The sequence below is a fragment of the Bacillus sp. BPN334 genome, from assembly GCF_008368885.1.
GTDB lineage: Bacteria > Bacillota > Bacilli > Bacillales > Bacillaceae_G > Bacillus_A > Bacillus_A wiedmannii.
Genome location: NZ_QOZW01000006.1, coordinates 441,040 through 467,586, shown reverse-complemented (window position 1 = coordinate 467,586; position 26,547 = coordinate 441,040). Strand labels below are relative to the sequence as shown.

Genomic DNA, 26,547 nt, shown 5'->3' with positions numbered 1-26,547 from the left:
CCCAAACTATTTCAGTTTGAGCCCCCCTATTTGAACCCGTTATTGTTGTTTGTTTGTAAATGCTTCATGAAGTGCAGATAACTCACGTTCAAGCTCTCCTAACATTGCTTTCCCTTGTTCTTCTGCAATAAGACCAAGGCGAACTGCAAAATCGACCTCGCGGGATAGTCCAAACATTTGTGTGTCTAACACTTCTTCATATAATGGACATTGCGGCATTGTAAGATTGTCCATTTGCACCTTAATAAGTCTTAAAATCTTCTCCGCATCCGCTTGTAGAAGGGCTAGTGCCTTTTCCTGATGATTTGATACTGTCTCAGACGCCAAATTGATTCCCTCCGTTTCCGTCCTACTCTCTCCTATCTATTAATATTAGCGATAGTTTTAGTAAATTGCAATAGAAACATTTTTTGTGACAACCGTGTCTAATGCTATTATACTGAAAAGTGGGAGTATAACACAAATGGGGGAACAACAATGAGCGAAATTTTATTTATTAATGGAAAAGTTCGTTTTCCAATCACTATCGATCCAACTGTTTGGATCTTTGATGATCGAAAAGTAGATTTGACAACTTACTTTGATGAAACAAGAGAAAACACTTCAGAACTAGAAGCTTATTTAAAAAACACTTCAGAGCATTGGGATCGTGAAATCCGTGATGGTGCTGCGTTTCCACCGATACAACAAAGTGTAAAGAAATATAAAAAAGAACAACTAATTACTGGAACGTTCGGTATACCATTTCATCCATTTCTTGCTAACGCCGAAATTTCTGAGGACGCTACGCAAGTCGAAATTGAAACAGTAGATCAAACAATAATACTTCCATTAGAAACTGTCAAAAATGCTATTCTTGGTTTTTCAAAAGAAGGAAAGCCATTAAAAGAGGATGGACCTGTTCATCTATATTACAATGATGGATCTAATAGACAAAATCCAATCCGTAACATCCGTAAATTTACTATTATTTAACATGTATACTTGAAAGAAAAAAGGAGTGAGCTTCAGCTCACTCTTTTTTATAATAAATCTGCTGCTAGTTGAGCTAAATTAGACCGCTCCCCTTTAACAAACTTTACATGACCACTAATACGCTGCTCTTTAAACTTCTCTACAACATATGTTAAACCGTTATTATATTCATCCAAATACGGGTGATCAATTTGCTGTGGATCTCCCATTAATACAATTTTACTTTTTTCTCCTACCCTTGTTAGTATCGTTTTCACTTCATGCTTCGTTAAATTTTGTGCTTCATCAATTATAATGAACTGATCTGGAATACTTCTCCCACGTATATAGGTAAGGGCCTCCACTTCAATCGAACCCATTCCAGCTAAAATAGCATCTAACTCTCCTGGCTTTTTCGTATTAAATAAATACTCTAGATTATCAAAAATCGGTTGCATCCATGGTCTTAACTTTTCTTCTTTTTCTCCTGGTAAATAACCGATATCTTTTCCGACTGGAACAATTGGCCTTGCAACTAGTAGTTTTTTATATAGCCCTAAATCTTCAGTTTGCATGAGTCCCGAAGCTAAAGCAAGTAATGTTTTTCCTGTACCAGCTTTCCCTGTTAACGTTACTAGCGGAATATCTTCACGAAGCAACAATTCTAATCCCATAATTTGCTGCACATTTCGTGGTCGTATCCCCCATACTTGTTCATTGTGAAAAATAAGTTTCTTTACCTTCTTACCTAAGTGATCCACAATGCCAAGTGCTGAACTAGATCCCCCTAATGCATCTTTCATTACTACAAACTGATTTGGATAAAAAGGGTGATTTGCAATTTCGGATAAAGGCAATTCACCTTTTTCATAAAAATAATCTAATTGCTCTTTTGATATATACCCTTCTAAAAATCCTGAATATATATTATCTACTTCAATTACACGATCACTTAAATAATCTTCCGCCTTCAAACCAATTGCATCAGCTTTTACCCTTACGAGCACGTCTTTACTTACTAAAATAACAGACTTCCCGTCCTCTTTTTCTTGTTCTTCTAAAGATAGATTTTTTGCTACAGCTAAAATTCGATTATCATTCGTTTTTTCTACAAAAATATCTTGTAGTTGAACAAATGAACGATGATTTAATTCAATACGAAATGTACCGCCGTTTTCTAACGGAATACTTTCATGCAGCTTTCCTATTTCACGAAATTTGTCTATTAACTTAGATACATAACGAGCGTTTCGTCCTACTTCATCCATATAACGTTTTTTCGAATCAACCTCTTCTAATACAACTGCTGGAATCACTACTTCATTGGTTTCAAATGAAAAAATAGATAAAGGATCCTGCAAAAGTACATTCGTATCTAACACATAAATTTTATCCAACCTGTTACCCCCTGACTCCACTTTTAAATTTGTAGAACAAGGGTTTCATCCATAAAATATGGACGAACCATTGTTATAATTATATGTACCGTATAAACGAGGTAGAATCGAAATTCATAGCCATTAAACCTTTTATTTATTTTTTATTCATTTCTATTCAATATATTACTTTTAATTATAATTATTAACATAAAATCACAATAACTGATTACAAAAGTTAATAACTTATTTTCTTATTTATCACATTTATAATTCTTTTATTCCTACTAACACTTGGTTATCCAGCTTTTTCGCTGCGCGAATGTCATATGTTTTTTCATACGTTGGCTCAGTTGCAAGTTTCGCTCCATAAAACATAACATCACGTACTTCTTGTACATTTACTTCTATTACAGTTAATTTTAGAGGAATGCCTTCCATTCTATCAGTCAAAATTTCACCTGCACCACTTATGGAAAATACGGATTCATTCGCCATTATAGTCAATACTAGCCCAGTACTATGCCGTATATTTTCCACAATACGTGAACGTTGATCTACTGCAAATCGAATACTAGTTTTACTCACTGCATACACCCAAGAAATAGCACTTACGTTAGGAACTTGTTTTTCGAAGTCTGTTGTTGCTACCATAACAATACATTCTTTACGTAACGTTTGTACTAAATCATCTGTTAATGTAGGATCTACTACATTCGCCATATTTCCACCTCCAAATATACTTACTATATCCTTATCATAACTTATTTTTCGAATTGCGAAAATATTATTTTTTCCCGCTATTATTCAAAAATATTACCCTTCCATGATATACTTATACTGATAGAATTCGTATTGAGGTGACGAAATGAGAGTCAAATGTATGATTTGTGATAAAAAAGATATGTTAGATGATGAAAATCCTATGGCAAAAAAACTACGTAACCGCCCTATTCATACATATATGTGCATGGAATGTTCGGAACGAATTGCAGAACGTACGATGGAACGTCATGCAAGTGGTAATTTCCGATTATATCGTGATAAAAAAGTCGAAGACGATTGGTAAAATGTAAATAAGTCCTTAATCCTATAGATAAGGACTTATTTATATTTTTCAGGTTCACAATTCATTTGATCCAAAAAGCAATCAATAGCTTCTAATGGAAACCTCGCAGATTTTCTTTCTCCATTCATTTCATATGTAATCAAATACATTTCTTCATTCTTTTTAACTTCCACATTCTTTAATTTATGTTCCTCATATATCATATTTTGAAATAACAAATACGTTTCTTTTGCAGCACGATCATCTGGACGTGCTTCCGCAACTGTTTTAATTGTTAACCAATTATATAATGCATCTTGTACTGAACGCATAAAACTCCCCCTCATCCTGCTTTTTGTTGTCTTGCTTGACGTAAACGCAACCTATAAATCCCAAGTACAATTGCCGCTACAACAAGGCCCTCTCCAACAGGTAAAAAAACTGCAAAGAAAGTTAAAACTGTACACCCAATCGCTAACGATATATATATCACTATATTTTTTATTATTGATAGTTTTCTTGCAAAACCTAAATTATACACAAGTGCACTTAATATAATAATGATGCCATATAGCAACCACATCCCTAGTTCTGGATTTTCATCAACTTTACATAATTTCGCAAAAAACGACATTCTTTCTAACATCATTCATCCCCCTTTCTCACAAGAAACAAATTTTATTTATGTACTTAATACAAGAGTAACCTGCAAAAAAAATACTGTCCACAAAAAGAGTAAATATTCCAAAAATAAATACAATAAAAAACAGCCACCCCTCAAAGGTAGCTGTTCTATTATTTTACGCTTCTACAGATTTCTTTTTCTTAGCAGCTCTTTCGCGCTCGCTCTTATCAAGAATCTTTTTACGTAGACGAATTGATTCTGGAGTTACTTCACAGAACTCGTCATCGTTTAAGTACTCTAATGACTCTTCTAAAGTCATTAAGCGTGGTTTTTTCATTGTTGAAGTTTGATCTTTCGTCGCAGAACGAATATTAGTTTGTTGTTTCATTTTTACAACGTTAACTGTTAAGTCATTCTCACGAGTATGTTCTCCAACAATCATACCAGCATATACTTCTGTACCTGGTTCAACGAAGATTACACCACGGTCTTCAACTTGCATAATACCGTATTGTGATGCTTTTCCTGTTTCAAGTGAAACTAGAACACCTTGGCGACGTCCACCAACTTGTCCAGCGTGTACTGGTTGGTAGCAATCGAATGTATGGTTTAAAATACCGTAACCACGAGTTAATGTTAAGAATTCTGTTGTGTAACCAATTAAACCACGTGCTGGAACCATGAAAGTAAGGCGAACTTGACCGTTTCCGTTATTCACCATATCTAACATTTCACCTTTACGTGCACCCATAGATTCCATAATAGAACCAGTGTATTCTTCAGGTACATCGATTTGCACGCGCTCTACAGGCTCACATCTTACGCCATCAACTTCTTTAATAATTACTTCAGGCTTAGATACTTGTAGTTCATAACCTTCACGACGCATGTTTTCAATTAGGATAGATAAATGTAATTCCCCGCGTCCAGATACAATCCACGCATCAGGAGAATCTGTATTATCTACACGTAAACTTACATCTGTTTCTAATTGTGAACGAAGACGCTCTTCAATTTTACGAGATGTAATGAATTTACCTTCACGACCTGCAAATGGGCTGTTATTTACAAGGAATGTCATTTGTAGTGTTGGCTCATCAATACGTAATAATGGTAAAGCCTCTTCATGCTCAACCGGACATACCGTTTCACCTACGTTAATGTCTTCCATACCTGAAACAGCTACTAAATCTCCAGCTTTTGCTTCTTCAATTTCTTGACGTTTTAATCCAATGTAACCAAATAATTTCGTTACACGGAATTGTTTTACAGTTCCATCAACTTTCATTAATGCAACTTGTTGTCCTACTTTCATTGTACCACGGAATACGCGTCCAACCCCGATACGACCAACATAGTCATTGTAATCAAGAAGTGCTACTTGGAATTGAAGTGGCTCTTCGCTGTTATCAACTGGTGCTGGAATATGTTCAATAATTGTGTCAAACAATGATTTCATATTCTCTTCTTGATTTGCTGGATTTGAATCTAAGCTTGCTGTTCCGTTCATTGCTGATGCAAATACAACTGGGAACTCTAATTGATCTTCGTTTGCACCAAGTTCGATGAATAAGTCAACTACTTCATCAACTACTTCATCAGGGCGAGCGAAGTCACGGTCAATTTTGTTTACAACAACGATTGGAGTTAAATTTTGCTCAAGAGCTTTCTTTAAAACAAATCGTGTTTGTGGCATACAACCTTCATATGCATCAACAACAAGTAGAACACCATCAACCATTTTCATGATACGTTCTACTTCTCCACCGAAGTCAGCGTGACCAGGTGTATCTAAAATGTTAATTCTTTTATCTTCATAGTGAATCGCAGTATTCTTCGCTAAAATTGTAATACCACGTTCTCTTTCTAGATCGTTTGAGTCCATTGCGCGTTCTTCAATATGTTCATTCGCACGGAACGTCCCCGCTTGACGTAATAACTGGTCAACAAGTGTTGTTTTACCATGGTCAACGTGGGCAATAATTGCTATATTTCGTAAATCTTGTCGTTTTTTCAACATGTCCAACTCCTAATGTCTTTTTAATCCTTCTCTATTATAAGAGCGAAGGGGATACAATGGCAATCAAAATAAAATCAAGAATGAAAATATAGTTGTATTCTTACTTTTGTGAAAGTAAAATGAGATTGGAGGGTGAAGAAATGGAACACATTCAATATCGCTTTTTATTAACTGCAATTATCGGTGTTATTTTCTTAATCGGTATCGGCATTATGGTTGCTGAAAATAGTCCCATCGGTATTATTATTTGCATTATCGGCACATTTGTTACAGTTGGATACGGTTTTGTAACAAAAAGAAAAATGCGTAAATCGCAATAACGTCAAAAAGTAAGAAGCGCTTATACAGCCTCTTACTTTTTTTGTTAATCCGCTATAAATCGTAACAACTCTTCATACACTCCTGGTTTTGCAACTAATACGCTGCTCTTCTCTACGATAGAAAGCGGAGATCCAGAAAAAGTTGTCACCTTGCCTCCAACTTCCTCTACAATTATCTGTCCCCCACCAAAATCCCATGGTGATAATCTCGGCGTTACATATGCATCTATTCTTCCTGTTGCAACGTATACCATCTCTAACGCTGCACAGCCATATGATCTCGTGCCTCTTGCTTTCTTAACCAGTGCCATCATACTTTCCTTATTAAGCAATGGATTGTCGGTAAGCCATATCGCATTTAATGCTACAATACCTCGCTCTACAGTTCCTTCTTCCAATAAAGGTATTGGTACTTCATTACAAAATGCTCCGGCTCCCTTTACCGCATGGTATAATTCATCATGAACTGGGTCATAAATGAGTCCAACCTTTCCGATACCGTTCTCATAAATTCCAATTGAAATTGCAAAATTTCTTTTTTGATGAACAAAGTTCATCGTGCCATCAATTGGATCAATTAACCAAACAACCCCATCAGAAGAAGTTACCTCATCTCCATAACCTTCTTCTCCTAAAATATTATGGTTCGGGAATGTTTCTTTAATTTTCCCAATTAAAAACTGTTCTATTTCTCGGTCCATATTTGTTACTAAATCAGCTGCATTGGATTTCGTTTCTATAATAAGTGCTTTTTCCATTGATGCCATTAAAAACTCTCCTGCATCTCGAATCCACTGTTTGGCGTGTGCATCGATGTCTTTCCATACTTCTTGCATGTTTAAACACTCCGATCTATACTGTTCACAGAAAAAACGAACCCTTTATAAGGTTCGCACCAACTAATTTTTTATACATATACTATTATTACGCTTCTAAACGAATCATTTCAAGTCTTAACACTTCTAACTTTTGTACACACTCTTCTTTTTTCAGTTTATCATTCTCCATCATCGCATCATATAAAGTTGCTAATTCATAATCTAGCTCCAAACGTAGCACCGGTATTCTCTTTTCAGCATCTGTTCTCTTTAACGCATTAATCACCTGTCTCATATTATTTGCCTCCTCCCAATATTCGTCTGCCCTCGGACTGTAATTGATTCAATTTTCTGATTTTTTGTTTTATACTATACTATGTTGGATAAATCATCTATGCAACAAAATTATATTTTTTTATTTAATTTTTTTGTGCTGTTTTTTTTATGAATAGTACAAGCTATGCTAAAATAAAAGCAAAATAGGAGTTGGAGGAACAATCATGACACTACAAACATTCAAGTCAACTGATTTTGAGGTCTTTACAGTTGATGGTCTCGAAGAACGAATGAGTGCAATTAAAACGAACATTCATCCTAAGCTGGAAGCTTTAGGGGAACAGTTTGCAACGTATTTATCCAAACAAACTGATGAGAACTTTTTTTATCATGTAGCAAAACATGCACGCCGCAAAGTCAATCCACCAAACGATACTTGGGTTGCTTTTTCAACAAATAAACGCGGTTATAAAATGCTGCCACATTTCCAAATTGGATTATGGGGTACTCATGCCTTCATATACTTTGGTTTAATCTATGAGTGTCCACAAAAAGTGGAGACGGCTCACGCCTTCTTAGAACATTTAAATGATTTAAAAACAAATATTCCAAATGACTTCGTTTGGTCCATTGACCATACTAAACCAAGTGTAAAATTACATAAAACACTTGAAACAGAAGACTTACAAAAGATGATTGAACGTCTAGCTACTGTGAAAAAAGCAGAATTATTAGTTGGTATTCATATATCACCAGAGGAGTTTTCAGCAATGACCAACGAACAATTCCTTGCTAAGATTGAATCTACGATGCAATCACTCCTTCCTTTATATGCACTTTGTAATCGATAGTAGAAAACGGACAATTTATATTGTCCGTTTTTAGTTGTTATCACATTATATCACTTCAGTTTTCATTTTTCAAAATATTTTTACATTTTCACAAGCTTTTGTTCTTCAGTTTCTTTCGCCCTTTGAATCGCACGGTATATAGAATATCCACTTACTTCTTGAAACTCTTTATCAATTTTCTTCTCTTCTGCTTTAGATGGAACAATCTCTTTAAAACGACGATATAATCCCATTAATTCTTCTCTTATAATTCCTTTTTCGTATGCTTTCTCAATTGCTTCATAAAACTTCACAATTACAACCATTTCCTCATTTGACCAATCATAATCTAACGGATATTGATATTCCATTTCGCACCTCATTTATCATTTCTTCTTATTTCAATATGCTATCTTAAAGGGATTTTTTTCTTCTTCACTATAGCCACTTTGCATTATACACTATTTATTCATTGTGATGGAATTGTCTTCCTCTATAAGTTAATTGGAAATAACTATTTAACATACTCACTGTAAAAATATTTTTTTCTATACATCTATAATTATTGGTGATATAATGCTTTTGTTTTATAGAAAATAAAGTGAACCTACCATCTCAAAAATGCTTTTGTGATTGGCAGAAAAACAAGTCTCATTCTAAAAAGCACTTAACTTTTTTAGAACAAGATTATATAAAACAAACTCTAATAAATATTATGAAAAAGAAGGGGTGTATAGATTGTCCCAATACGAAACACCATTGTTTACCGCTTTAGTTGAGCACAGTAAGCGAAATCCAATTCAATTCCATATTCCTGGTCACAAAAAAGGTCAGGGCATGGATCCTACATTTCGCGAATTTATTGGGCATAATGCATTAGCAATTGATTTAATTAATATTGCGCCGCTCGATGATTTACATCATCCAAAAGGTATGATTAAAGAAGCACAAGATTTAGCAGCCGCTGCATTTGGTGCAGATCATACTTTCTTTTCTATTCAAGGTACAAGTGGTGCAATAATGACAATGGTGATGAGCGTGTGCGGTCCTGGTGACAAAATCCTAGTGCCACGAAACGTGCATAAATCAGTAATGTCAGCTATTATTTTCTCAGGTGCAAAACCGATTTTCATGCATCCTGAAATCGATCCAAAACTTGGTATTTCACACGGAATCACAATTCAATCTGTCAAAAAGGCACTTGAAGAGCATTCAGATGCGAAAGGCTTACTTGTTATTAATCCAACATACTTTGGCTTTGCTGCGGACTTAGAACAGATTGTCCAATTAGCGCATTCTTATGATATCCCTGTACTAGTTGATGAGGCTCATGGTGTTCATATTCATTTTCACGATGAATTGCCGATGTCAGCGATGCAAGCCGGTGCAGATATGGCAGCAACAAGTGTTCACAAATTAGGAGGATCTTTAACGCAAAGTTCTATTCTTAACGTGAAGGAAGGCCTTGTGAACGTTAAACATGTTCAATCTATTATTAGCATGCTTACGACTACATCAACTTCTTACATCTTGTTAGCATCCCTAGATGTTGCTAGAAAACGTCTTGCTACAGAAGGAACAGCACTCATAGAACAAACAATACAATTAGCGGAACAAGTTCGTGATGCTATTAATGCTGTTGAGGATCTTTACTGTCCTGGGAAAGAAATGCTAGGTACAGATGCTACTTTTAACTACGATCCTACAAAGATAATTGTATCTGTAAAAGATTTAGGTATTACAGGCCATCAGGCTGAAGTATGGCTTAGAGAGCAATATAACATTGAAGTAGAACTCTCGGATTTATACAACATACTATGTCTTGTCACTTTTGGGGATACAGAAAGTGAGACAAATACACTTATTGCAGCATTACAAGATTTAGCAGCAACATTTAGAAATAAAGCCGATAAAGGTGTTCAAATACAAGTAGAAATTCCAGAAATACCAGTGCTAGCACTTTCTCCTCGAGATGCTTTTTATTCGGAAACAGAAGTCATTCCGTTTGAAAATGCAGCAGGTCGTATTATAGCTGATTTCGTTATGGTTTATCCGCCAGGGATTCCAATCTTTACTCCGGGGGAAATTATTACACAAGATAACTTAGAGTATATTCGTAAAAACTTAGAAGCGGGTTTACCTGTACAAGGTCCTGAAGATATGACATTACAAACATTACGTGTGATTAAAGAGTACAAGCCTATCAGTTGATAGGCTTTTCTTTCACCATTTTACCCTTTTCTCATACGATATTAAGTAATGTAACGTATAGGTGGGGATACGATTATGATTGTAATAGGCCGTTCTATTGTACATCCTTATATCACAAATGAATACGAGCCATTTGCAGCTGAGAAACAACAAATTTTATCGATAATGGCAGGAAATCAAGAAATTTATTCCTTCCGAACATCTGATGAACTCAGCTTTGATCTAAATTTGCGAGTGAATATTATTACTTCTGCATTAGAACTTTTTCAAAGTGGATTTCAGTTTCGCACATTTCAACAATCCTTTTGCAACCCCCAGTATTGGAAAAGAACGTCACTTGGAGGATTCGAGCTACTACCAAACATACCCCCTTCCATTGCCATACAAGATATTTTCAAAAACGGAAAACTATATGGAACTGAATGTGCCACCGCTATGATTATTATTTTTTACAAAGCTTTACGATCATTATATGAGGAAGAAACTTTCAACCGTCTCTTTGCAAACCTTTTACTTTATACATGGGACTACGATCAAGATTTAAAGCTCATAACAAAAACGGGTGGTGATCTTGTTCCAGGTGATCTCGTTTATTTTAAAAATCCACAAGTGAATCCAGCTACGATCGAGTGGCAAGGAGAAAATGCAATCTATCTAGGAAATTTCTTTTTTTACGGACATGGCGTAGGTGTAAAAACCAAAGAGGAAATTATATACTCATTAAATGAACGACGAGTCCCTTACGCTTTTATTTCAGCTTTCTTGACCGATACTATTACCCGTATTGATAGCCGTCTTATGAGCCACTACGCTTCTCCTAGCACTCCACAGACATCGATAGGGTTTATTCCGATTAGAGATGATGCAATCGTTGCAACAGTTGGTCATACAACTACAATTTATTAAAAAAGCGCCTACATATGTATATGTAGGCGCTTTTTTTTATTTAAGCTTTTGTATGTTCTTTATGGCCACATTCGCAATGAGATCCACATTTCCCGTATAGTACTGTTGATTTTTCATCTTCAAAATGTCCGATTGTTCCTTCACATACTTGGCATACGATTGTTCCCATTTTTCATTTCCCCCTGAGTTTTAATAATAATCTACTTATTTATAATTAAGCTTTCGCCTTATCTCTATTAGCACATTCACAATTTGTACCACATTTTCCGTAAAGCACTGTCGTTTTTTCATCTTCAAAATGACCGATTGTTCCTTCACATACTTGGCATACAATTGTTCCCATTTTTTATTTCCCCCTAAGTTTATGGTCCTAAAAACTTTTAGCTGTCCATTTCCTATCAATTATTGGGCTTTTGTATGCTCTGTGTGATCACATCCGCAAGATCCACATTTCCCGTAAAGTACCGTTACTTTTTCATCCTCGAAGTGTGCAATTGTACCTTCACAATCTTGACATACGATCGTTCCCATTTTTCATTTCCCCCTAAGTTTATAATCCCAAAAACTTTTTGTAACCGCTTAACTTTCTGTCTTCATTTTAATATGTTATACTTTTTGCGTCAATAGGTTTTTAGTATAACACATTAAATATTTTTAATTTTAATTAGTATGCGATATTCAAACAAAAAAACAGCCATATTTATACGTACGACTGTTTTACATTAATTATTCTTCATATTCCGCATGCAAAGAAGTAGGTGGGACTAAAAACTTGAAAAACTGAGCTAACTCTGCCGCTTCCTCTTCTGATCCTAATTTAAAAATCTCCTGTATATGTTGAACATTCTCTACATCATCTCGCCCAAGTAAAGTAGACCTTCCTGTTTGCATGCAAACAATGAGTGGCTTTCCAAAAAACATATTTGTATAAATAACACCAAAATCATAACGAGTATCATGTGTCATAAAACCCAAAAATCGTACCTTCACACTTTCATGTTCATCATACAATTTTTCAAACATCGGTTTCCACCTTTCTCCATCACCTTTCATTAGTATATTAAACAAAAAAAGGAATACTCCTTTTAATTGTCAAAAAATTCAGTATCATGTAGAATGTTAGTATTCTACTAAGGTTAGGGGGATCTTATATGCAACATGCCTTTATTACGCTTGTACCTAAATCCAATCAACAATCTGTTTCAATAGATGATATAAAACAACTTTTTCATTACTATCAAACAGTTACTTCCAAAACTGGTGTTCAAATTAATTACGCTTATACAAATACCGCTTTTCCTTATGAAATTTTAGATACATCAGCAACAACATTAAAACTACAATCTACTCACGATCGATATGACTCCATTTATGTTGGTGTTGGTATAGAAAAGGAACAATCTTTTATTCAGATTTCTTTACCACCTAATGCAACATTTGGTGATAAAGGAAAAGCAAATGAATTTTGCCGTTTTCTAGCGAAGAAATTAGAAGGAGAGTTACAATTATTTAATGGAAGAACAATGTATTTCTATAAACGTTAATTTAAAAACAAAAATAAACGATTAGAAAGATCATACTATTTGTGCAAGTAAGAAGTATTGCTTTCCTCCTTGCACTTAGTATGACATATGCTATCACATACGCTAAGTACAAAAATATAAGAAAAAGAAAAATTTTATAATGCAGTTTATCCCGACTTGACAATAATAACACTGCTGAAAATCCACTCCACAAAACTAGATGAAAAAATGAAGCTAGCGTAATTTTCATAGCGTTACCTCCTTATCCTTTCTATTATATGCTTCAACTCTTCCCTCTTAGTATTTTGAAAGTAGACTTCTCCAAATTTCACCTAATCCACTGTTGAATTTTTCCTGTTTTTTTAATTCCCCAACTATTCACATACGAATATCCCTCGTTCTTAACAATAAATTCGCTCATATCGCCCATAAGACAGATTATTCATTTATCGCATGGTATACTCCTTAAGAAGAAAATATAGAAAGGAATTAATAATACATGGTATTTAGCAATTTATTTTTTTTATGTCTTTTTTTACCTGCAATTCTTTTCGTATACTACTCAGTACGGAAAGAATTACAAAACATCGTTCTTTTATTATTTAGTTTATTATTTTATGCTTGGGGAGAACCAATATATGTCTTCCTAATGCTTTTCTCTATTTTCATCAACTATTGGTTCGGAATATGGCTTAATAAAGACCGACTATCTAGTGCAAATAGAAAACTTATTTTTACTATAGCAATTGTTGTCAATACTGCTATACTAGGATATTTTAAATACGCTAATTTCTTAGTGGATAATATAAACGGGATTTTTCATACAAACATTGTACTCGAAAAAATTCCTTTGCCCATTGGGATTTCATTTTTCACTTTCCATGCAATGAGTTATATTATCGATATTTTTAAGAGAAAAGTAGAAGCTCAGCGAAATCTATTTGATCTCGCACTATATTTTACTATTTTCCCGCAATTAGTAGCAGGACCAATTGTTCGATATAATACAATCGCTTTTCAATTACATGTTAGAACAGTTAATGCTGATAAGTTTTCAGAAGGAATTCGTCGTTTTATCATTGGATTAGGAAAAAAGGTTTTAATTGCGAATCAACTAGGAGCTATTGCCGATGAAATATTTGCAATGGATCCAGCAACGATGAGCGTATCAACCGCTTGGATTGGTGCAATTGCTTATACATTACAAATTTATTTCGATTTTTCAGGTTACAGTGATATGGCAATTGGATTAGGAAAAATGTTCGGATTTGATTTCTTAGAAAACTTCAATTATCCATATATTTCAAAATCCATCTCTGAATTTTGGCGTCGCTGGCACATTTCACTTGGTTCATGGTTCCGTGATTATGTTTATATTCCACTAGGCGGAAATCGAGTATCTCCTTGGAAAAACTATCGAAATCTATTTATCGTATGGGCATTAACTGGATTTTGGCATGGAGCTAGTTGGACATTTATGATATGGGGTATTTATTACGGATGTTTAATTGCTTTAGAAAAGGCTGGTTTCGAAAAAATATTACAAAAATTATGGTGGCCGATTCAACACATATACGTTATGTTTTTAGTAATTATTGGTTGGGTGTTCTTCCGCGCTGATAATTTTAGCTACTGTTCTAAATTTTTACAAACAATGTTCGGATTAAATGGATCGTTGACTGACATTACTAGTTATTTCTATGTGATGAATTATTGGGGAATCTTTATACTTGCTATTATTACATCAGCTCCAATTTTCTCTTGGATCAAGAATCCATTAGCAAATAAAAAGGTAGTAATTTTATCTCCACTTTATTACTTGAGTGTTTTAATCATAACTATGATGTATTTAACGAATGCAACTTACAATCCATTTATTTACTTCCGCTTCTAAAGGAGGGCTGGAGGACTAACAAGGCATTTACTCATGAACAATTAGAAGACCGATCACCATTGGAATATGAAAGGTGCATTTTATGCATACGAACACACTACATGCTGTCATTATTAAAGATTCTTATGCAAATACAGCTTATCCTTTATTTGCACAAGAGTTTGAATAAACAACATTTATTGATCCACGATTTGCGGCAAGTAAAAATGTAAGGCAAGACCTCGAAAAACTAAATGCTGATATCGTATTATTCCTTTATAATGACACTAGTACAAATAAAGAAATGTATCAATTTGAAAACAAAGAATACAAAACAAGAGGTGAATCAACAAAATTCACCTCTTGTTTTTCTATGCATATAACACACGAAAAAAAACGTCTTCTAAATTTAGAAGACGTTTTTTTATAATTATTTTACAATGTGAATTGGCATTCCAAGAGCAACTTCAGCTGCTTCCATCGTGATCTCACCTAATGTTGGGTGAGCGTGGATTGTTTGAGCGATATCTTCTGCTGTCATTCCAGCTTCGATAGCTAAACCAATCTCAGAGATAATATCAGAAGCGCCTGCACCTGCAACTTGAGCACCTACAAGAAGACCATCTTCTTTACGTGTTACAAGTTGTAGGAAACCGTCAGTGCTGTTTAATGATAATGCACGACCGTTAGCAGCGAATGGGAACTTAGATACAGCTACTGTCATTCCTGCTTCTTCAGCTTGTTTCTTAGTGTAACCAACAGATGCTAATTCTGGATCAGTGAAGCATACTGCAGGAATTCCGATGTAATCGATTGCTGATGCATGGCCACTAATTGCTTCAACAGCTACTTTACCTTCGTAAGAAGCTTTGTGAGCTAATGGTGGTCCAGGAACGATATCACCGATTGCATAGATGTTTGATACGTTTGTACGACATTGCTCATCGATTTCGATGATGCCGCGGTCAGTCATTTTAACTCCAACTTGCTCAAGACCAATTTCTTGAGTGTTTGGACGACGACCTACAGTTACTAATACGTAATCAGCTTCTACAGTTTGGATTTCACCTTTAACTTCAAAGCTAACTTTTACGCCAGTTTCTGTTTCTTCAACGCCTTTAGCCATAGCTTTTGTATGGATATTTACGTTACCTTTCTTTTGAAGAGCACGTTTAACAACAGAGCTCATAGCTTTTTCGAAACCAGCTAAGATTTCGTCGCCAGCTTCTACTACAGTAACTTCTGTACCGAAGTTAGCATATGCAGTTCCTAATTCCATACCGATGTAACCGCCGCCGATTACAACAAGTTTTTTAGGAATTTCAGGTAAGCTTAAAGCACCTGTAGAGTTGATAACACGTTTAGAGTATTTGAATCCTGGAATTTCGATTGGTGTAGAACCAGTTGCAAGAACAGCATTTTTAAACGTATACGTTTGTGCTGCATCTTCAGTCATTACGCGTAATGTATTAGCATCTACGAAGTAAGCTTCACCGCGAATGATTTCAACTTTGTTACCTTTAAGAAGGCCTTCAACACCGCCAGTTAATTTCTTAACTACGCCGTTTTTCCATTCTTGAACTTTTGTAAAGTCAACTTTTACGTTCTCTGCAGTGATACCCATGTCATCAGAATGCATTGCATTCTCATAACGATGACCTGCATTGATTAACGCTTTTGAAGGAATACATCCAACGTTTAAGCATACGCCACCAAGGTTAGCTTTTTCGATAATTGCTACCTTTTGACCTAATTGTGCTGCACGAATTGCCGCAACGTATCCACCAGGACCTGCACCAACAACGACTGTATCTAATTCAATTGGGAAATCTCCTACTACCATTGTTATTACGCCTCCATTACTAATAATTGTGGGTCATTCAATAGACGTTTAATTTGGTTTAATGCTTTTTGAGCAGTTGCGCCGTCAATTAAACGATGGTCAAAGCTTAGAGATAATGCTAATACTGGAGCTGCAACGATTTCACCGTTTTTCACAACTGGCTTCTCAGCGATACGGCCGATACCAAGGATTGCTACTTCTGGGTGGTTGATAACTGGAGTGAACCATTGTCCACCTGCAGAACCAATGTTTGTAATTGTGCAAGAAGCACCTTTCATTTCAGCTGGAGCTAAACGACCTTCACGTGCTTTACCAGCAAGATCATTGATCTCGTTAGAAATAGTGAAGATTGATTTACGATCTGTATCTTTAACAACTGGTACTAATAGACCTTTGTCTGTATCAGCTGCGATACCGATGTTGAAGTAATGTTTATGAACGATTTCTTGAGAAGCATCGTCTAAAGCAGTATTCAACATTGGGAATTCACGTAATGCAGATGTTAAAGCTTTAACAACGTATGGAAGGTAAGTTAATTTAATACCTTTGTCAGCTGCAACAGCTTTGAACTTCTTACGGTGAGCAACAAGTTCTGTTACATCTACTTCATCCATTAATGTTACGTGAGGAGCTGTATGTTTAGAGTTAACCATTGCTTTTGCAATCGCTTTACGGATACCACTCATTTTCTCACGAGTTTCTGGATATTCACCAGCTGGGATTGGTTGTGCTTTTGGTGCTTCTTCTTTCGCTGCTGCTGGAGTAGCTTCTACTGCTGCTGGAGCCTCAGTTGCTGCTACTGCTTGTCCACCATTTGCAAATGCATCGATGTCAGCTTTTACGATACGGCCGTTCTTACCAGAACCAGCTACTTTATGAATGTCTACGCCGTTTTCACGAGCATATTTACGAACAGATGGCATAGCGATTACGCGCTCATTTACTACTTCTGCAGTTGCTGCTGGAGTAGCTTCCGCTGCTGGAGCTTCTACTGCTGCTTCTTCAGCTTTTGGAGCTTCATCATGATCGTCACCTTTAAATTTAAGGTTTTCGTATCCAGGAGCATCAAATTTAATTAATGTATCTCCTACAATTGCAACTGTTCCTTCTTCTACAAGTACTTCAAGTACTTTACCTTTAACAGGAGAAGGGATTTCTACTACTGCTTTATCATTTTGTACTTCAAGAAGTACATCGTCTTCGTTTACTTCATCGCCTGGTTTAATAAACCATTTTACGATTTCACCTTCGTGGATACCTTCACCGATATCTGGTAGTTTAAATTCAAATGCCACGGAATTCAGCCCCCTGATTCATTTCATTATTATGGAATATGTACAAAAGAAACCAGCATGTGCTGATTTCTTTTGCACATGAAAAGCTAAAAATTAGAAGTTCATTACTTTGTTAACAGCTTCAACAATATCTTTATGGTTTGGTAACCATACGCTCTCAGCTTGAGAGAATGGGAATACTGTATCAGCAGCTGCAACACGTACAACTGGAGCTTCTAAGTTTAAGATTGCACGGTCGTTAATTTCCGCTACAACGTTAGCTGCAATACCAGCTTGTTTTTGTGCTTCTTGAACTACAACTACGCGGCCTGTTTTTTCAACAGAAGCGATGATTGTTTCGATATCTAATGGTTGAACTGTACGTAAGTCAACTACTTCTAAAGAGATACCTTCTTTTTCAAGTTCTTCAGCAGCTTTTAATGCAGCATGAACCATAGCACCGTAAGCGATAACAGATACATCTGTACCTTCACGTTTGATATCAGCTTTACCTAAATCAATTGTGTAATCGCCTTCTGGTACATCTTGACGGAATGAACGGTACAATTTCATATGCTCTAAGTAGATAACTGGATCGTTGTCACGAATCGCAGAGATTAAAAGACCTTTTGCATCGTATGGAGTAGATGGAATAACAACTTTTAGACCAGGTTGTTGAGCCACTAATCCTTCTAAGCTATCAGCATGTAGTTCAGGAGTATGAACACCGCCACCGAATGGAGAACGAATTGTTACTGGAGCAGTCCAACGTCCACCAGAACGGTAACGCATACGAGCTAATTGACCAGAAACTGAATCCATTACTTCATAAATGAAACCGAAGAATTGGATTTCTGGAACTGGACGGAAGCCTTCTAATGCAAGTCCAACTGCAAGTCCACCAATACCAGACTCTGCAAGTGGAGTATCCATTACACGATCTTCACCGAATTCAGCTTGTAAACCTTCAGTAGCACGGAATACACCGCCGTTTACACCAACGTCTTCACCAAACACAAGTACGTTAGGGTCATTTTTCATTTCAACGCGTAAAGCATCAGTGATTGCTTGAATCATTGTCATTTGAGCCATGGCTTACTTCGACTCCTTTTCTTTGTAAATTTCATATTGTTCAGCTAAGTTGTAAGGCATTTTTTCGTACATGATTTCCATTAAATCAGTAACTTTTTGTTTTGGAGCTTGGTCAGCCTTAGCAATTGCTTGTTTGATATCTTCTTTTGCTTCTTCGATTACTTTCTCTTCAACTTCTTGAGACCATAGGCCTTTGTTTTCTAAGAATGCACGGAAGCGTACGATTGGATCTTTTTGTTCCCATTCGTTCTCGATATCTTTTGTACGGTAACGAGTTGGGTCATCACCAGCCATTGTATGTGGACCATAACGGAATGTTAAAGTCTCGATTAAAGTAGGGCCTTCGCCGTTTACTGCACGCTCACGAGCGAAAGCAGTTGCTGCGTATACAGCTAATGGATCCATACCGTCTACTTGAATTCCGTAAATACCTGCTGCTACTGCTTTTTGTGCTACAGTTTTAGCTGCAGATTGCTTTTCTACTGGAGTAGAGATTGCATAACGGTTGTTTTGTACAACGAAGATTGCTGGAGCTTTGAATGCACCCGCAAAGTTCATACCTTCGTAGAAGTCACCTTGTGAAGCACCACCGTCACCAGTGTAAGTAATTGCAACAGATTTTTTACCACGTAGTTTCATACCTAACGCAACACCAGCAGTTTGGATGATTTGCGCACCGATAATGATTTGTGGAGCAAGTGCATTTACATTCTCAGGCATTTGGTTACCCATGAAATGTCCACGAGAGAATAAGAATGCTTGGTATAATGGTAAACCGTGCCATACTAATTGTGGCACATCACGATATCCTGGTAAGATGAAATCTTCTGCTTCAAGTGCGAAATGACTTGCTAATTGAGAAGCCTCTTGTCCAGCTGTTGGTGCGTAGAAACCTAAACGTCCTTGACGGTTTAAAGAAATAGAACGTTGATCTAGTACGCGAGTATACACCATACGGCGCATCAATTCTTTTAATTGATCATCAGATAATTCAGGCATAGCTGCTTCATTCACAACTTCGCCTTTTTCATTTAAAATTTGTAATGTCTCAAATTGAGCTGCGATAGCTTTCATTTGCTCATCAACATTAAATAGGGTCTTTTTTGTTTTAGTACCCATTCCGTTCACCTCTTCCTCTCTTGAACCATATTCTGAAACGCTTTCACTATCTATTAGCTAGACTGAAAACGCAACAATGTAAACCAACAAATTTATCTGTCGGTTGAGAATAATTTTGTGTACCTAACAATCTGTACTAATGTTTTTTCAGAAACATATTAATACAATCTTGATCACGTTTTTTAGTTTACAACTATTCTAATTACGATGTCAATTACTTTGGTTACGTTTTTTTATAAATAATCTGCAGGTTTCTTCTACACAAACGTGTTTTTATTTTTCACATCTGTATTAGTAAGCATTAACCTACTGTTATATTATTCCCTTTTCAACTTATTTTTTCTCTTAGAATAATATGTAAACGATTTAATTCTCTTTAGTTTTTCTCTCTTCTTAGCAAAAATATACAAACTCTTCTTCCTTTTATAGGTAATTACCCATACATTTCTATCCTTCCCTCCATACATTATAGTAACCGCAGTGTTAGCGGGAAATGATAAAGGAGGTCATCTCATGTACGGATACTCATATTGCTATCCAACTTGTTCAAATCCTTCCTACGGTTATGGCGGTTCTTGTGGCGGGTCTGGACGCGGCTTCGCCTTAATCGTTGTGTTGTTTATTCTTTTAATTATCGTTGGTGCTGCTTGCATTCGCTAATGTAAAATGAAACAACTATGGAAAGAAACAGACGGCTTTGCCGTCTTTTCTTTTTATTACATACATAAATATTCTATAGTAGAACGCTTTCCAAAGCGCTTCCCTACTTGTCGATGACTTTTTCCATCTCCTTTGGTAGACTAAAGAAGAAAGGAGAGATTACATATGCTTACAATGAAAGATGTAATTCGCGAAGGAGATCCTATTTTGCGAAACGTTGCAGAAGAGGTTTCAATGCCGGCGAGCGAAGAAGATACAACTACCCTTAAAGAAATGATTGAATTTGTAATAAATAGCCAAGATCCTGAAATGGCTGAAAAATATAGTTTACGCCCTGGAATCGGATTAGCAGCTCCACAAATCGGTATTTCAAAGAAAATGATTGCGGTTCATGTAACTGATACGGACGGTACGTTATATAGTCATGCATTATTCAACCCAAAAATCATTAGTCATTCTGTTGAACGTACATATTTACAAAGCGGGGAAGGCTGTCTATCAGTAGACCGCGAAGTACCTGGTTATGTCCCTCGTTACACAAGAATTACAGTGAAAGCAACATCTATCAACGGCGAAGAAGTAAAATTACGTTTAAAAGGTTTACCAGCAATCGTATTTCAGCATGAGATTGACCATTTAAATGGTGTTATGTTCTATGACCACATTAATAAAGAAAATCCATTTGCTGCTCCTGATGATTCAAAACCTCTAGAGCGATAATAAAAAAGGCGGAAGTTAATCTTCCGCCTTTTTTATATGAAATGGGTTCCATATTCACTTATAGCAATCCAGCCCATTTTAAGCCATGATATATGCCGTCTTCACTAACATCCTTTGTCACATAATTTGCAAGTTTTTTCAAGTCTTCGTGACCATTCCCCATCACAATACCTGTCCCAACTGCTTCGATCATTTCTAAATCATTTAAGCCATCTCCAAATGCATACACTTGTTCACGGTTAAATCCTAATTTTTCAATGAATTTCTCAATTCCTTTTGCCTTCGAACCACCATTTGGAATAATATCCATTGAATACGCATGCCAGCGAATGAAATGAAAGTCTGGATACTGATTAATAAACTTTTCCTCTTCATTCACTTCACAGAAAAGCAGAGTTTGATAAATATTACGCTTCTCATAAAAATCAGGTTCATATGCCGGATGTTCAAAGTTTAAGCTTCCAAAACCTTCTTTCACATAATCATGATATTCTACTGATGCTCTCATTTCTTGATGATCCAGATATACAAGTGGATATCCTTCTTGTTTTGCAAACTGAGTAAACTTATGTAAGGCAGCTGGATGTAACGGGTTATTAAATATTACCTCATCTTCAAATACAACGTACTGTCCATTAAAGCTAACATAATTATGTATATTGAGTTCCTCACGTATATCCTCAAACATAAATGGCGCACGTCCTGTTGCAATTGCTACATGCACACCTTTCTCTTGTAAATGTCTTACTGCATCTCGTGTAGATTGCGGAATCTTCTTATCGTGATCTAATAATGTTCCGTCAATATCAAAAAAGACAATTTTATCATTCATTTGTCAAAATCCTTTCTGTTACTCTATATTCCTATTTTGATTATCGCTTTTCAAATTCTAAAAAAAAGTATAACATATTAAACATCTGTGAAGAAAGCGTTCACTTTCTGACCTTATTTATGAAACCTGCATATATATATTAGTAAAAAATGTGGATACTTGTTCGTATGAATTTTCTTTTCTATTCTTTCTCATACTATACCTATAACTAACGGCTACTAATCGTTACTATAGAATAACTTTCCCTGTATGAGAAAGGACAAGATTCAACATTCACTTTTGTCTTCTTTCTTATATCAGAGACGGAGTTTTCACTAGTAATATGCATGTTTTAAATAAGGAAAGGAAGGAGTAATCATGCTGAAGAAGCTGAAGAAAAAGCTCAAGCGTTATTTAAAAGATCTAGTCCGTAAAAAGACAATCGCTTAAATTGTGCCCATTTCGGGCTTTTTCTTCATTCTCATTCGAAAAAACATGAAAATCGTGACTGTTTGCTTTATAATAAGTAACAGATAATGCAAAACATAGACAAGGAGAGGTTTTCCAAATGATTTTTAAAGTATTTTATCAAGTAAAATTGACTGAGGTTCCAGTACGTGAAAATACAAAAGTTTTATATTTAGAGGCTACGTCTGAAAAGGATGTTCGTAAGAAATTAAATAAGTTCGCATATAATATCGAGTTCGTTCAGTCTGTTACTGGTGCTCATCTTGAATATGAAAAAGAAAACGCTGATTTAACATTAGCGGAAATCGTATAGTCATATGAAATTTCTAAAGAATGATCAAGCTGCCGTTTTTGCTTTAGGTGGACTTGGTGAAATCGGTAAAAATACATATGCTGTTCAATTTCAAGATGAAATTATTATTATTGATGCTGGAATTAAATTTCCAGAAGACGAACTCCTCGGAATCGATTATGTAATACCAGATTACACTTATTTTGTGCGAAACGAAGATAAAATTAAAGGATTATTCATTACACATGGTCACGAAGATCATATCGGTGGAATTCCTTACTTATTACGTCAAGTAAACATCCCGATTTATGGCGGAAAATTAGCAATTGCACTAATCAAAAACAAATTAGAAGAGCACGGATTACTTCGTAAAGCAAAACTTTATGAAATTCAAGAAGATGATGTTATTAAATTTAAAAAGACATCTGTTTCCTTCTTCCGTACAACTCACAGTATCCCAGATTCATACGGAGTTGTTGTGAAAACACCTCAAGGGCAAGTTGTTCATACTGGCGATTTCAAATTTGATTTCACACCAGTCGGTGAACCAGCGGACTTAACAAAAATGGCTGAAATCGGAAAAGACGGCGTACTTTGTCTCTTATCTGACAGTACAAACAGTGAAGTTCCAAACTTTACAATGTCTGAGCGCCGTGTTGGTGATAGTATTCAAGATATTTTCCGCAAAGTAGAAGGTCGTATTATCTTTGCAACCTTTGCATCAAATATCCATCGTCTACAACAAGTTGTTGAAGCGGCTGTTGAAAACAATCGTAAAGTGGCTGTGTTCGGTCGCAGTATGGAAGCGGCGATTGAAATCGGACAAAACCTTGGTTATATTCGCTGTCCGAAGGATACATTCATAGATACAGCTCAACTAAACCGCCTACCGGCTAATAAAGTTGTTATTTTATGTACAGGTAGTCAAGGTGAGCCAATGGCAGCACTTTCACGTATTGCTAATGGTACTCATCGTCAAATTCAAATCATTCCTGGCGACACAGTTGTTTTCTCTTCTTCACCAATCCCTGGTAATACAATTAGTGTAAGCCGTACAATTAACATGTTGTATCGTGCTGGTGCTGATGTAATCCACGGAAAACTGTCAAACATTCATACGAGTGGACACGGTGGACAAGAAGAACAAAAACTAATGCTTCGTCTAATTAAACCGAAGTATTTCATGCCAATTCATGGTGAATACCGCATGCAACGTATGCATATGAAGTTAGCAAACGATTGTGGTATTCCAGAAGAAAACTGTTTCATCATGGATAATGGAGATGTTCTTGCTCTTCGTTCTGATGAAGCAAGCGTAGCTGGTAAAATACCATCTGGATCTGTCTATATTGACGGAAATGGTATTGGAGATATCGGTAATATTGTATTACGCGATCGTCGTATTCTTTCTGAAGAAGGACTTGTTATTGTAGTTGTAAGCATTGATATGAAAGAGTTTAAAGTTGCAGCAGGACCTGATATTATCTCACGTGGTTTCGTGTATATGCGCGAAAGTAGTGATTTAATTAATGATGCTCAAACATTAATTACAACTCATTTAGAAAAAGTAATGGAGCGTAAAACAACACAATGGTCTGAAATTAAAAATGAAATTACAGACACATTAGCACCATTCCTATATGAGAAAACGAAACGTCGCCCAATGATTTTACCAATCATTATGGAAATATAAGAAAAAGGACAATACCTTCATGGTATTGTCCTTTTCTCTTATCTTAAAAAGTGTTTAAAACGATCTACTTCATCGTCATGACCAATTACAATTAATATATCTCCCGCTTGAATATTTTCCGTAGCTCGAGGAGATACAATAACTTCTTTACCACGTTTAATCGCTACAATATTCAATCCAAACTTCGCACGAATATCTAATTCGATTAAAGAATGACCATCAATTTTTTTATTTGCAATAATCTCTACAATACTATGCTCATCTGAAAGCTCAAGATAGTCTAATACATTACTTGATGCAATATTATTAGCAATCCTTTTTCCCATATCACGCTCGGGGTGCACAATGTGATCTGCCCCTATTTTACTTAACACTTTTTCATGGTAATCATTTTGAGCTTTTACAGTAATATTTTTTACACCTAACTCTTTTAAAATTAATGTTGTTAAAATACTTGAATTTAAATTATCTCCAATAGCAACGACTACATGATCAAAATTACGAATACCAAGACTTTTTAATACCATCTCATCTGTTGAATCTGCAATTACAGCATGTGAAGCTATATTTGCAAACTCATTAATTTTATCCTCATCTGAATCAATTGCCATTACTTCCATACCTAATTGAGCGAGTTCTCGGCAAATGCTTCCACCAAAACGTCCAAGCCCAATGACAGCAAATTCTTTCTCTTTTTCACCCACAGGAATTCCTCCAATAACATCGAATACTATGTATTTTTATTGTAACATACTTTAGATTTGCTACAAAAACCTGTATATCATTCTTATTTTTGTTTTTGCATATAAAAATACTGTTGTAAATAAAATGCGATACTGAAAATCAACATACCAAATACAAATATATTTCCAAATGAACTAAATGTTTCAAAAACGAATAATAACGTTTCTTGTCCGAAGAAAGCAAATAATAGTTGTGTAAATGCGAATAGCAATGCCAATATATAATGATGTTGATGGAATAAATAATGTGTTGCACCTAAAAAAGCGATAAACGAAATAATGAAAATCCACCAATTTTCTAAAAACAGTTGCCAATTAGTAAATTGATATCCATTTACTAATATCGCAATAATTCCTATAACAGCCATCGTTGGCACACTCCAAAATAATGCTCGCCCTCTAAAGAAGCGCGTTCCTTTAACATCACCTTTTTCATGTGCAATGTATGTGAGTACTACCGTACTTATGTACAAAACTGAAAGAATTGTTAAAACGATAATAAGCCAAAAATGTAATTGATAATACTCATGCTCTATGTTTGTCACGATAGCCGCTAACATACACGGGATTAACATTCCAGTCCAACCATCTACTTTTCTTTCATTCCAAAACACTGTGTTACCAATCCGTATCCCTAACAACATAAAAATAATGATACCTAGTACAAATAATGTCGTTTTATTCCCTACTAAACTCGTCGAGAAAGCAATTAATCCAATAAATAAAAAGAGCACAAACCCATTCATAATTTCTAATACAGGTGATAAATATCTTTTCACCCATTTATATGTTTCGTCATATTCGTGATTATCTACTAAACGGTAGGCATAAAAACTTATCCCAAAATACACCGCCGCAATAATAACATACGCATATAAGACGAAACACAACATTGCACTGCTAATTTGCACGTAATTCCCCACCCTTTTTTCTATGTTTCACCTTGATTTTACACACTTTCTACACGAAATGTAAACATATATAAGCTAGTTAACTAATCATCTTCTCAATAAGCGATAATGAATAATGAGCAGCGGCTCAAAACCGCTGCT

Annotated in this window: 33 protein-coding genes and 1 pseudogene; 13 read left to right on the top strand and 21 right to left on the bottom strand. The window is 35.6% G+C overall.

Going from position 1 to position 26,547, the window contains the following annotated elements:
• Window positions 1–39: 39 nt before the first annotated feature.
• The gene (locus DN393_RS09555; protein ID WP_000135698.1) at window positions 40–327 is read right to left on the bottom strand and encodes an Fpa/YlaN family protein; all 288 of its coding nucleotides are present in this window, start codon (window positions 325–327) and stop codon (window positions 40–42) included.
• A gap of 150 nt (window positions 328–477) precedes the next feature.
• Here DN393_RS09555 and DN393_RS09550 point away from each other — a divergent pair, with 150 nt between their 5' ends.
• Window positions 478–975, top strand: coding sequence for a hypothetical protein (locus tag DN393_RS09550; protein ID WP_064474951.1), 498 nt, complete (start codon window positions 478–480; stop codon window positions 973–975).
• A 47-nt stretch (window positions 976–1,022) separates the two neighbouring features.
• Here the strand turns inward: DN393_RS09550 and DN393_RS09545 are convergent, their stop codons facing one another.
• Together DN393_RS09545 and DN393_RS09540 are read right to left on the bottom strand one after the other, a co-directional pair.
• Window positions 1,023–2,351, bottom strand: coding sequence for a PhoH family protein (locus DN393_RS09545; RefSeq protein ID WP_000358079.1), 1,329 nt, complete (start codon window positions 2,349–2,351; stop codon window positions 1,023–1,025).
• Window positions 2,352–2,597: 246 nt separating this feature from the next.
• Window positions 2,598–3,053: a PNPOx family protein gene (locus tag DN393_RS09540; protein ID WP_000024571.1), complete on the bottom strand. Its 456-nt coding sequence runs from the start codon at window positions 3,051–3,053 to the stop codon at window positions 2,598–2,600.
• A 145-nt stretch (window positions 3,054–3,198) separates the two neighbouring features.
• Between DN393_RS09540 and DN393_RS09535 the strand changes: the two genes are divergently transcribed.
• Entirely contained in the window at window positions 3,199–3,399 is a 201-nt protein-coding gene (locus DN393_RS09535; protein ID WP_001995040.1) for a YlaI family protein, read from the top strand.
• A 35-nt stretch (window positions 3,400–3,434) separates the two neighbouring features.
• On the opposite strand, the gene DN393_RS09530 is transcribed toward DN393_RS09535, so the two are convergent.
• The 3 genes from DN393_RS09530 to typA all read right to left on the bottom strand — a co-directional run bounded on the left by DN393_RS09530 (window position 3,435) and on the right by typA (window position 6,023).
• Complete coding sequence (locus tag DN393_RS09530; protein WP_098103099.1) at window positions 3,435–3,710, bottom strand: hypothetical protein; 276 nt, start codon at window positions 3,708–3,710, stop codon at window positions 3,435–3,437.
• Window positions 3,711–3,721: 11 nt separating this feature from the next.
• Window positions 3,722–4,024, bottom strand: coding sequence for a YlaH-like family protein (locus DN393_RS09525; protein ID WP_000893656.1), 303 nt, complete (start codon window positions 4,022–4,024; stop codon window positions 3,722–3,724).
• A gap of 154 nt (window positions 4,025–4,178) precedes the next feature.
• Window positions 4,179–6,023, bottom strand: coding sequence for a translational GTPase TypA (typA, locus tag DN393_RS09520; RefSeq protein ID WP_000914755.1), 1,845 nt, complete (start codon window positions 6,021–6,023; stop codon window positions 4,179–4,181).
• 140 nt (window positions 6,024–6,163) lie between these two features.
• Between typA and DN393_RS09515 the strand changes: the two genes are divergently transcribed.
• Complete coding sequence (locus tag DN393_RS09515) at window positions 6,164–6,343, top strand: DUF5325 family protein (protein ID WP_000400129.1); 180 nt, start codon at window positions 6,164–6,166, stop codon at window positions 6,341–6,343.
• 44 nt (window positions 6,344–6,387) lie between these two features.
• Here DN393_RS09515 and DN393_RS09510 read toward each other — a convergent pair whose 3' ends face one another.
• Together DN393_RS09510 and DN393_RS09505 are read right to left on the bottom strand one after the other, a co-directional pair.
• Window positions 6,388–7,179 (bottom strand): inositol monophosphatase family protein, encoded by a 792-nt coding sequence (locus DN393_RS09510; RefSeq protein ID WP_149173472.1) that lies wholly within the window; start codon window positions 7,177–7,179, stop codon window positions 6,388–6,390.
• Window positions 7,180–7,267: 88 nt separating this feature from the next.
• Window positions 7,268–7,456, bottom strand: coding sequence for a hypothetical protein (locus DN393_RS09505; RefSeq protein ID WP_001250166.1), 189 nt, complete (start codon window positions 7,454–7,456; stop codon window positions 7,268–7,270).
• Window positions 7,457–7,661: 205 nt separating this feature from the next.
• Here DN393_RS09505 and DN393_RS09500 point away from each other — a divergent pair, with 205 nt between their 5' ends.
• Window positions 7,662–8,288 carry a YktB family protein gene (locus DN393_RS09500; RefSeq protein WP_000175087.1) on the top strand — a complete coding sequence of 209 codons (627 nt, stop codon included), beginning with the start codon at window positions 7,662–7,664 and terminating at the stop codon, window positions 8,286–8,288.
• Between the two features lie 80 nt (window positions 8,289–8,368).
• On the opposite strand, the gene DN393_RS09495 is transcribed toward DN393_RS09500, so the two are convergent.
• Entirely contained in the window at window positions 8,369–8,638 is a 270-nt protein-coding gene (locus DN393_RS09495) for a UPF0223 family protein (RefSeq protein ID WP_000456565.1), read from the bottom strand.
• A 367-nt stretch (window positions 8,639–9,005) separates the two neighbouring features.
• Between DN393_RS09495 and speA the strand changes: the two genes are divergently transcribed.
• Together speA and DN393_RS09485 are read left to right on the top strand one after the other, a co-directional pair.
• A complete protein-coding gene (speA, locus tag DN393_RS09490) occupies window positions 9,006–10,478 on the top strand; it encodes an arginine decarboxylase (protein WP_000084901.1) in 1,473 nt (490 codons plus the stop codon).
• Between the two features lie 75 nt (window positions 10,479–10,553).
• A complete protein-coding gene (locus DN393_RS09485; RefSeq protein WP_088047245.1) occupies window positions 10,554–11,384 on the top strand; it encodes a protein-glutamine gamma-glutamyltransferase in 831 nt (276 codons plus the stop codon).
• A gap of 40 nt (window positions 11,385–11,424) precedes the next feature.
• Here DN393_RS09485 and DN393_RS09480 read toward each other — a convergent pair whose 3' ends face one another.
• The 4 genes from DN393_RS09480 to DN393_RS09465 all read right to left on the bottom strand — a co-directional run bounded on the left by DN393_RS09480 (window position 11,425) and on the right by DN393_RS09465 (window position 12,407).
• Complete coding sequence (locus tag DN393_RS09480; RefSeq protein ID WP_088047244.1) at window positions 11,425–11,553, bottom strand: GapA-binding peptide SR1P; 129 nt, start codon at window positions 11,551–11,553, stop codon at window positions 11,425–11,427.
• 45 nt (window positions 11,554–11,598) lie between these two features.
• The gene (locus DN393_RS09475; protein ID WP_064474947.1) at window positions 11,599–11,727 is read right to left on the bottom strand and encodes a GapA-binding peptide SR1P; all 129 of its coding nucleotides are present in this window, start codon (window positions 11,725–11,727) and stop codon (window positions 11,599–11,601) included.
• 59 nt (window positions 11,728–11,786) lie between these two features.
• Window positions 11,787–11,915 (bottom strand): GapA-binding peptide SR1P, encoded by a 129-nt coding sequence (locus DN393_RS09470; RefSeq protein ID WP_000536778.1) that lies wholly within the window; start codon window positions 11,913–11,915, stop codon window positions 11,787–11,789.
• Between the two features lie 195 nt (window positions 11,916–12,110).
• Window positions 12,111–12,407 carry a DUF3055 domain-containing protein gene (locus DN393_RS09465; RefSeq protein WP_088047342.1) on the bottom strand — a complete coding sequence of 99 codons (297 nt, stop codon included), beginning with the start codon at window positions 12,405–12,407 and terminating at the stop codon, window positions 12,111–12,113.
• A 128-nt stretch (window positions 12,408–12,535) separates the two neighbouring features.
• On the opposite strand from DN393_RS09465, the gene DN393_RS09460 reads away from it, so the two are divergent.
• Window positions 12,536–12,928 carry a DUF1885 family protein gene (locus DN393_RS09460; protein ID WP_098103102.1) on the top strand — a complete coding sequence of 131 codons (393 nt, stop codon included), beginning with the start codon at window positions 12,536–12,538 and terminating at the stop codon, window positions 12,926–12,928.
• Between the two features lies 1 nt (window position 12,929).
• Here the strand turns inward: DN393_RS09460 and DN393_RS09455 are convergent, their stop codons facing one another.
• Entirely contained in the window at window positions 12,930–13,157 is a 228-nt protein-coding gene (locus tag DN393_RS09455) for a hypothetical protein (protein WP_064474945.1), read from the bottom strand.
• 249 nt (window positions 13,158–13,406) lie between these two features.
• Between DN393_RS09455 and DN393_RS09450 the strand changes: the two genes are divergently transcribed.
• The gene (locus DN393_RS09450; RefSeq protein ID WP_149173471.1) at window positions 13,407–14,801 is read left to right on the top strand and encodes an MBOAT family O-acyltransferase; all 1,395 of its coding nucleotides are present in this window, start codon (window positions 13,407–13,409) and stop codon (window positions 14,799–14,801) included.
• 97 nt (window positions 14,802–14,898) lie between these two features.
• Window positions 14,899–15,108, top strand: a pseudogene (locus tag DN393_RS32385) (hypothetical protein); the annotation flags it as partial.
• A 102-nt stretch (window positions 15,109–15,210) separates the two neighbouring features.
• On the opposite strand, the gene lpdA reads toward DN393_RS32385, so the two are convergent.
• From lpdA to pdhA, 4 genes are all read right to left on the bottom strand, one after another.
• Window positions 15,211–16,623 (bottom strand): dihydrolipoyl dehydrogenase, encoded by a 1,413-nt coding sequence (gene lpdA / locus DN393_RS09440; protein ID WP_000260106.1) that lies wholly within the window; start codon window positions 16,621–16,623, stop codon window positions 15,211–15,213.
• Window positions 16,624–16,628: 5 nt separating this feature from the next.
• Window positions 16,629–17,918: a pyruvate dehydrogenase complex dihydrolipoyllysine-residue acetyltransferase gene (pdhC, locus tag DN393_RS09435; protein WP_064474943.1), complete on the bottom strand. Its 1,290-nt coding sequence runs from the start codon at window positions 17,916–17,918 to the stop codon at window positions 16,629–16,631.
• Window positions 17,919–18,011: 93 nt separating this feature from the next.
• Window positions 18,012–18,989 carry a pyruvate dehydrogenase complex E1 component subunit beta gene (gene pdhB / locus DN393_RS09430; protein ID WP_000068162.1) on the bottom strand — a complete coding sequence of 326 codons (978 nt, stop codon included), beginning with the start codon at window positions 18,987–18,989 and terminating at the stop codon, window positions 18,012–18,014.
• A gap of 3 nt (window positions 18,990–18,992) precedes the next feature.
• On the bottom strand, window positions 18,993–20,108 hold the full coding sequence (gene pdhA / locus DN393_RS09425; protein ID WP_000536893.1) for a pyruvate dehydrogenase E1 component subunit alpha: 1,116 nt from the start codon (window positions 20,106–20,108) through the stop codon (window positions 18,993–18,995).
• Window positions 20,109–20,621: 513 nt separating this feature from the next.
• On the opposite strand from pdhA, the gene DN393_RS09420 reads away from it, so the two are divergent.
• Window positions 20,622–20,768, top strand: coding sequence for a YjcZ family sporulation protein (locus tag DN393_RS09420; RefSeq protein ID WP_000274561.1), 147 nt, complete (start codon window positions 20,622–20,624; stop codon window positions 20,766–20,768).
• Window positions 20,769–20,933: 165 nt separating this feature from the next.
• Entirely contained in the window at window positions 20,934–21,488 is a 555-nt protein-coding gene (def, locus tag DN393_RS09415; protein ID WP_016086516.1) for a peptide deformylase, read from the top strand.
• Between the two features lie 58 nt (window positions 21,489–21,546).
• Here the strand turns inward: def and DN393_RS09410 are convergent, their stop codons facing one another.
• The gene (locus tag DN393_RS09410; RefSeq protein ID WP_064474942.1) at window positions 21,547–22,320 is read right to left on the bottom strand and encodes a Cof-type HAD-IIB family hydrolase; all 774 of its coding nucleotides are present in this window, start codon (window positions 22,318–22,320) and stop codon (window positions 21,547–21,549) included.
• 547 nt (window positions 22,321–22,867) lie between these two features.
• Here DN393_RS09410 and DN393_RS09400 point away from each other — a divergent pair.
• Window positions 22,868–23,080 (top strand): DNA-dependent RNA polymerase subunit epsilon, encoded by a 213-nt coding sequence (locus tag DN393_RS09400; protein ID WP_000576445.1) that lies wholly within the window; start codon window positions 22,868–22,870, stop codon window positions 23,078–23,080.
• Window positions 23,081–23,084: 4 nt separating this feature from the next.
• Window positions 23,085–24,752, top strand: a complete 1,668-nt coding sequence (gene rnjA, locus DN393_RS09395) for a ribonuclease J1 (protein WP_000670370.1) — start codon at window positions 23,085–23,087, stop codon at window positions 24,750–24,752.
• Window positions 24,753–24,790: 38 nt separating this feature from the next.
• Here rnjA and DN393_RS09390 read toward each other — a convergent pair whose 3' ends face one another.
• Together DN393_RS09390 and DN393_RS09385 are read right to left on the bottom strand one after the other, a co-directional pair.
• Complete coding sequence (locus tag DN393_RS09390) at window positions 24,791–25,456, bottom strand: potassium channel family protein (RefSeq protein ID WP_000504032.1); 666 nt, start codon at window positions 25,454–25,456, stop codon at window positions 24,791–24,793.
• 83 nt (window positions 25,457–25,539) lie between these two features.
• Window positions 25,540–26,406, bottom strand: a complete 867-nt coding sequence (locus DN393_RS09385) for a hypothetical protein (RefSeq protein ID WP_046956446.1) — start codon at window positions 26,404–26,406, stop codon at window positions 25,540–25,542.
• Window positions 26,407–26,547: the final 141 nt, after the last annotated feature.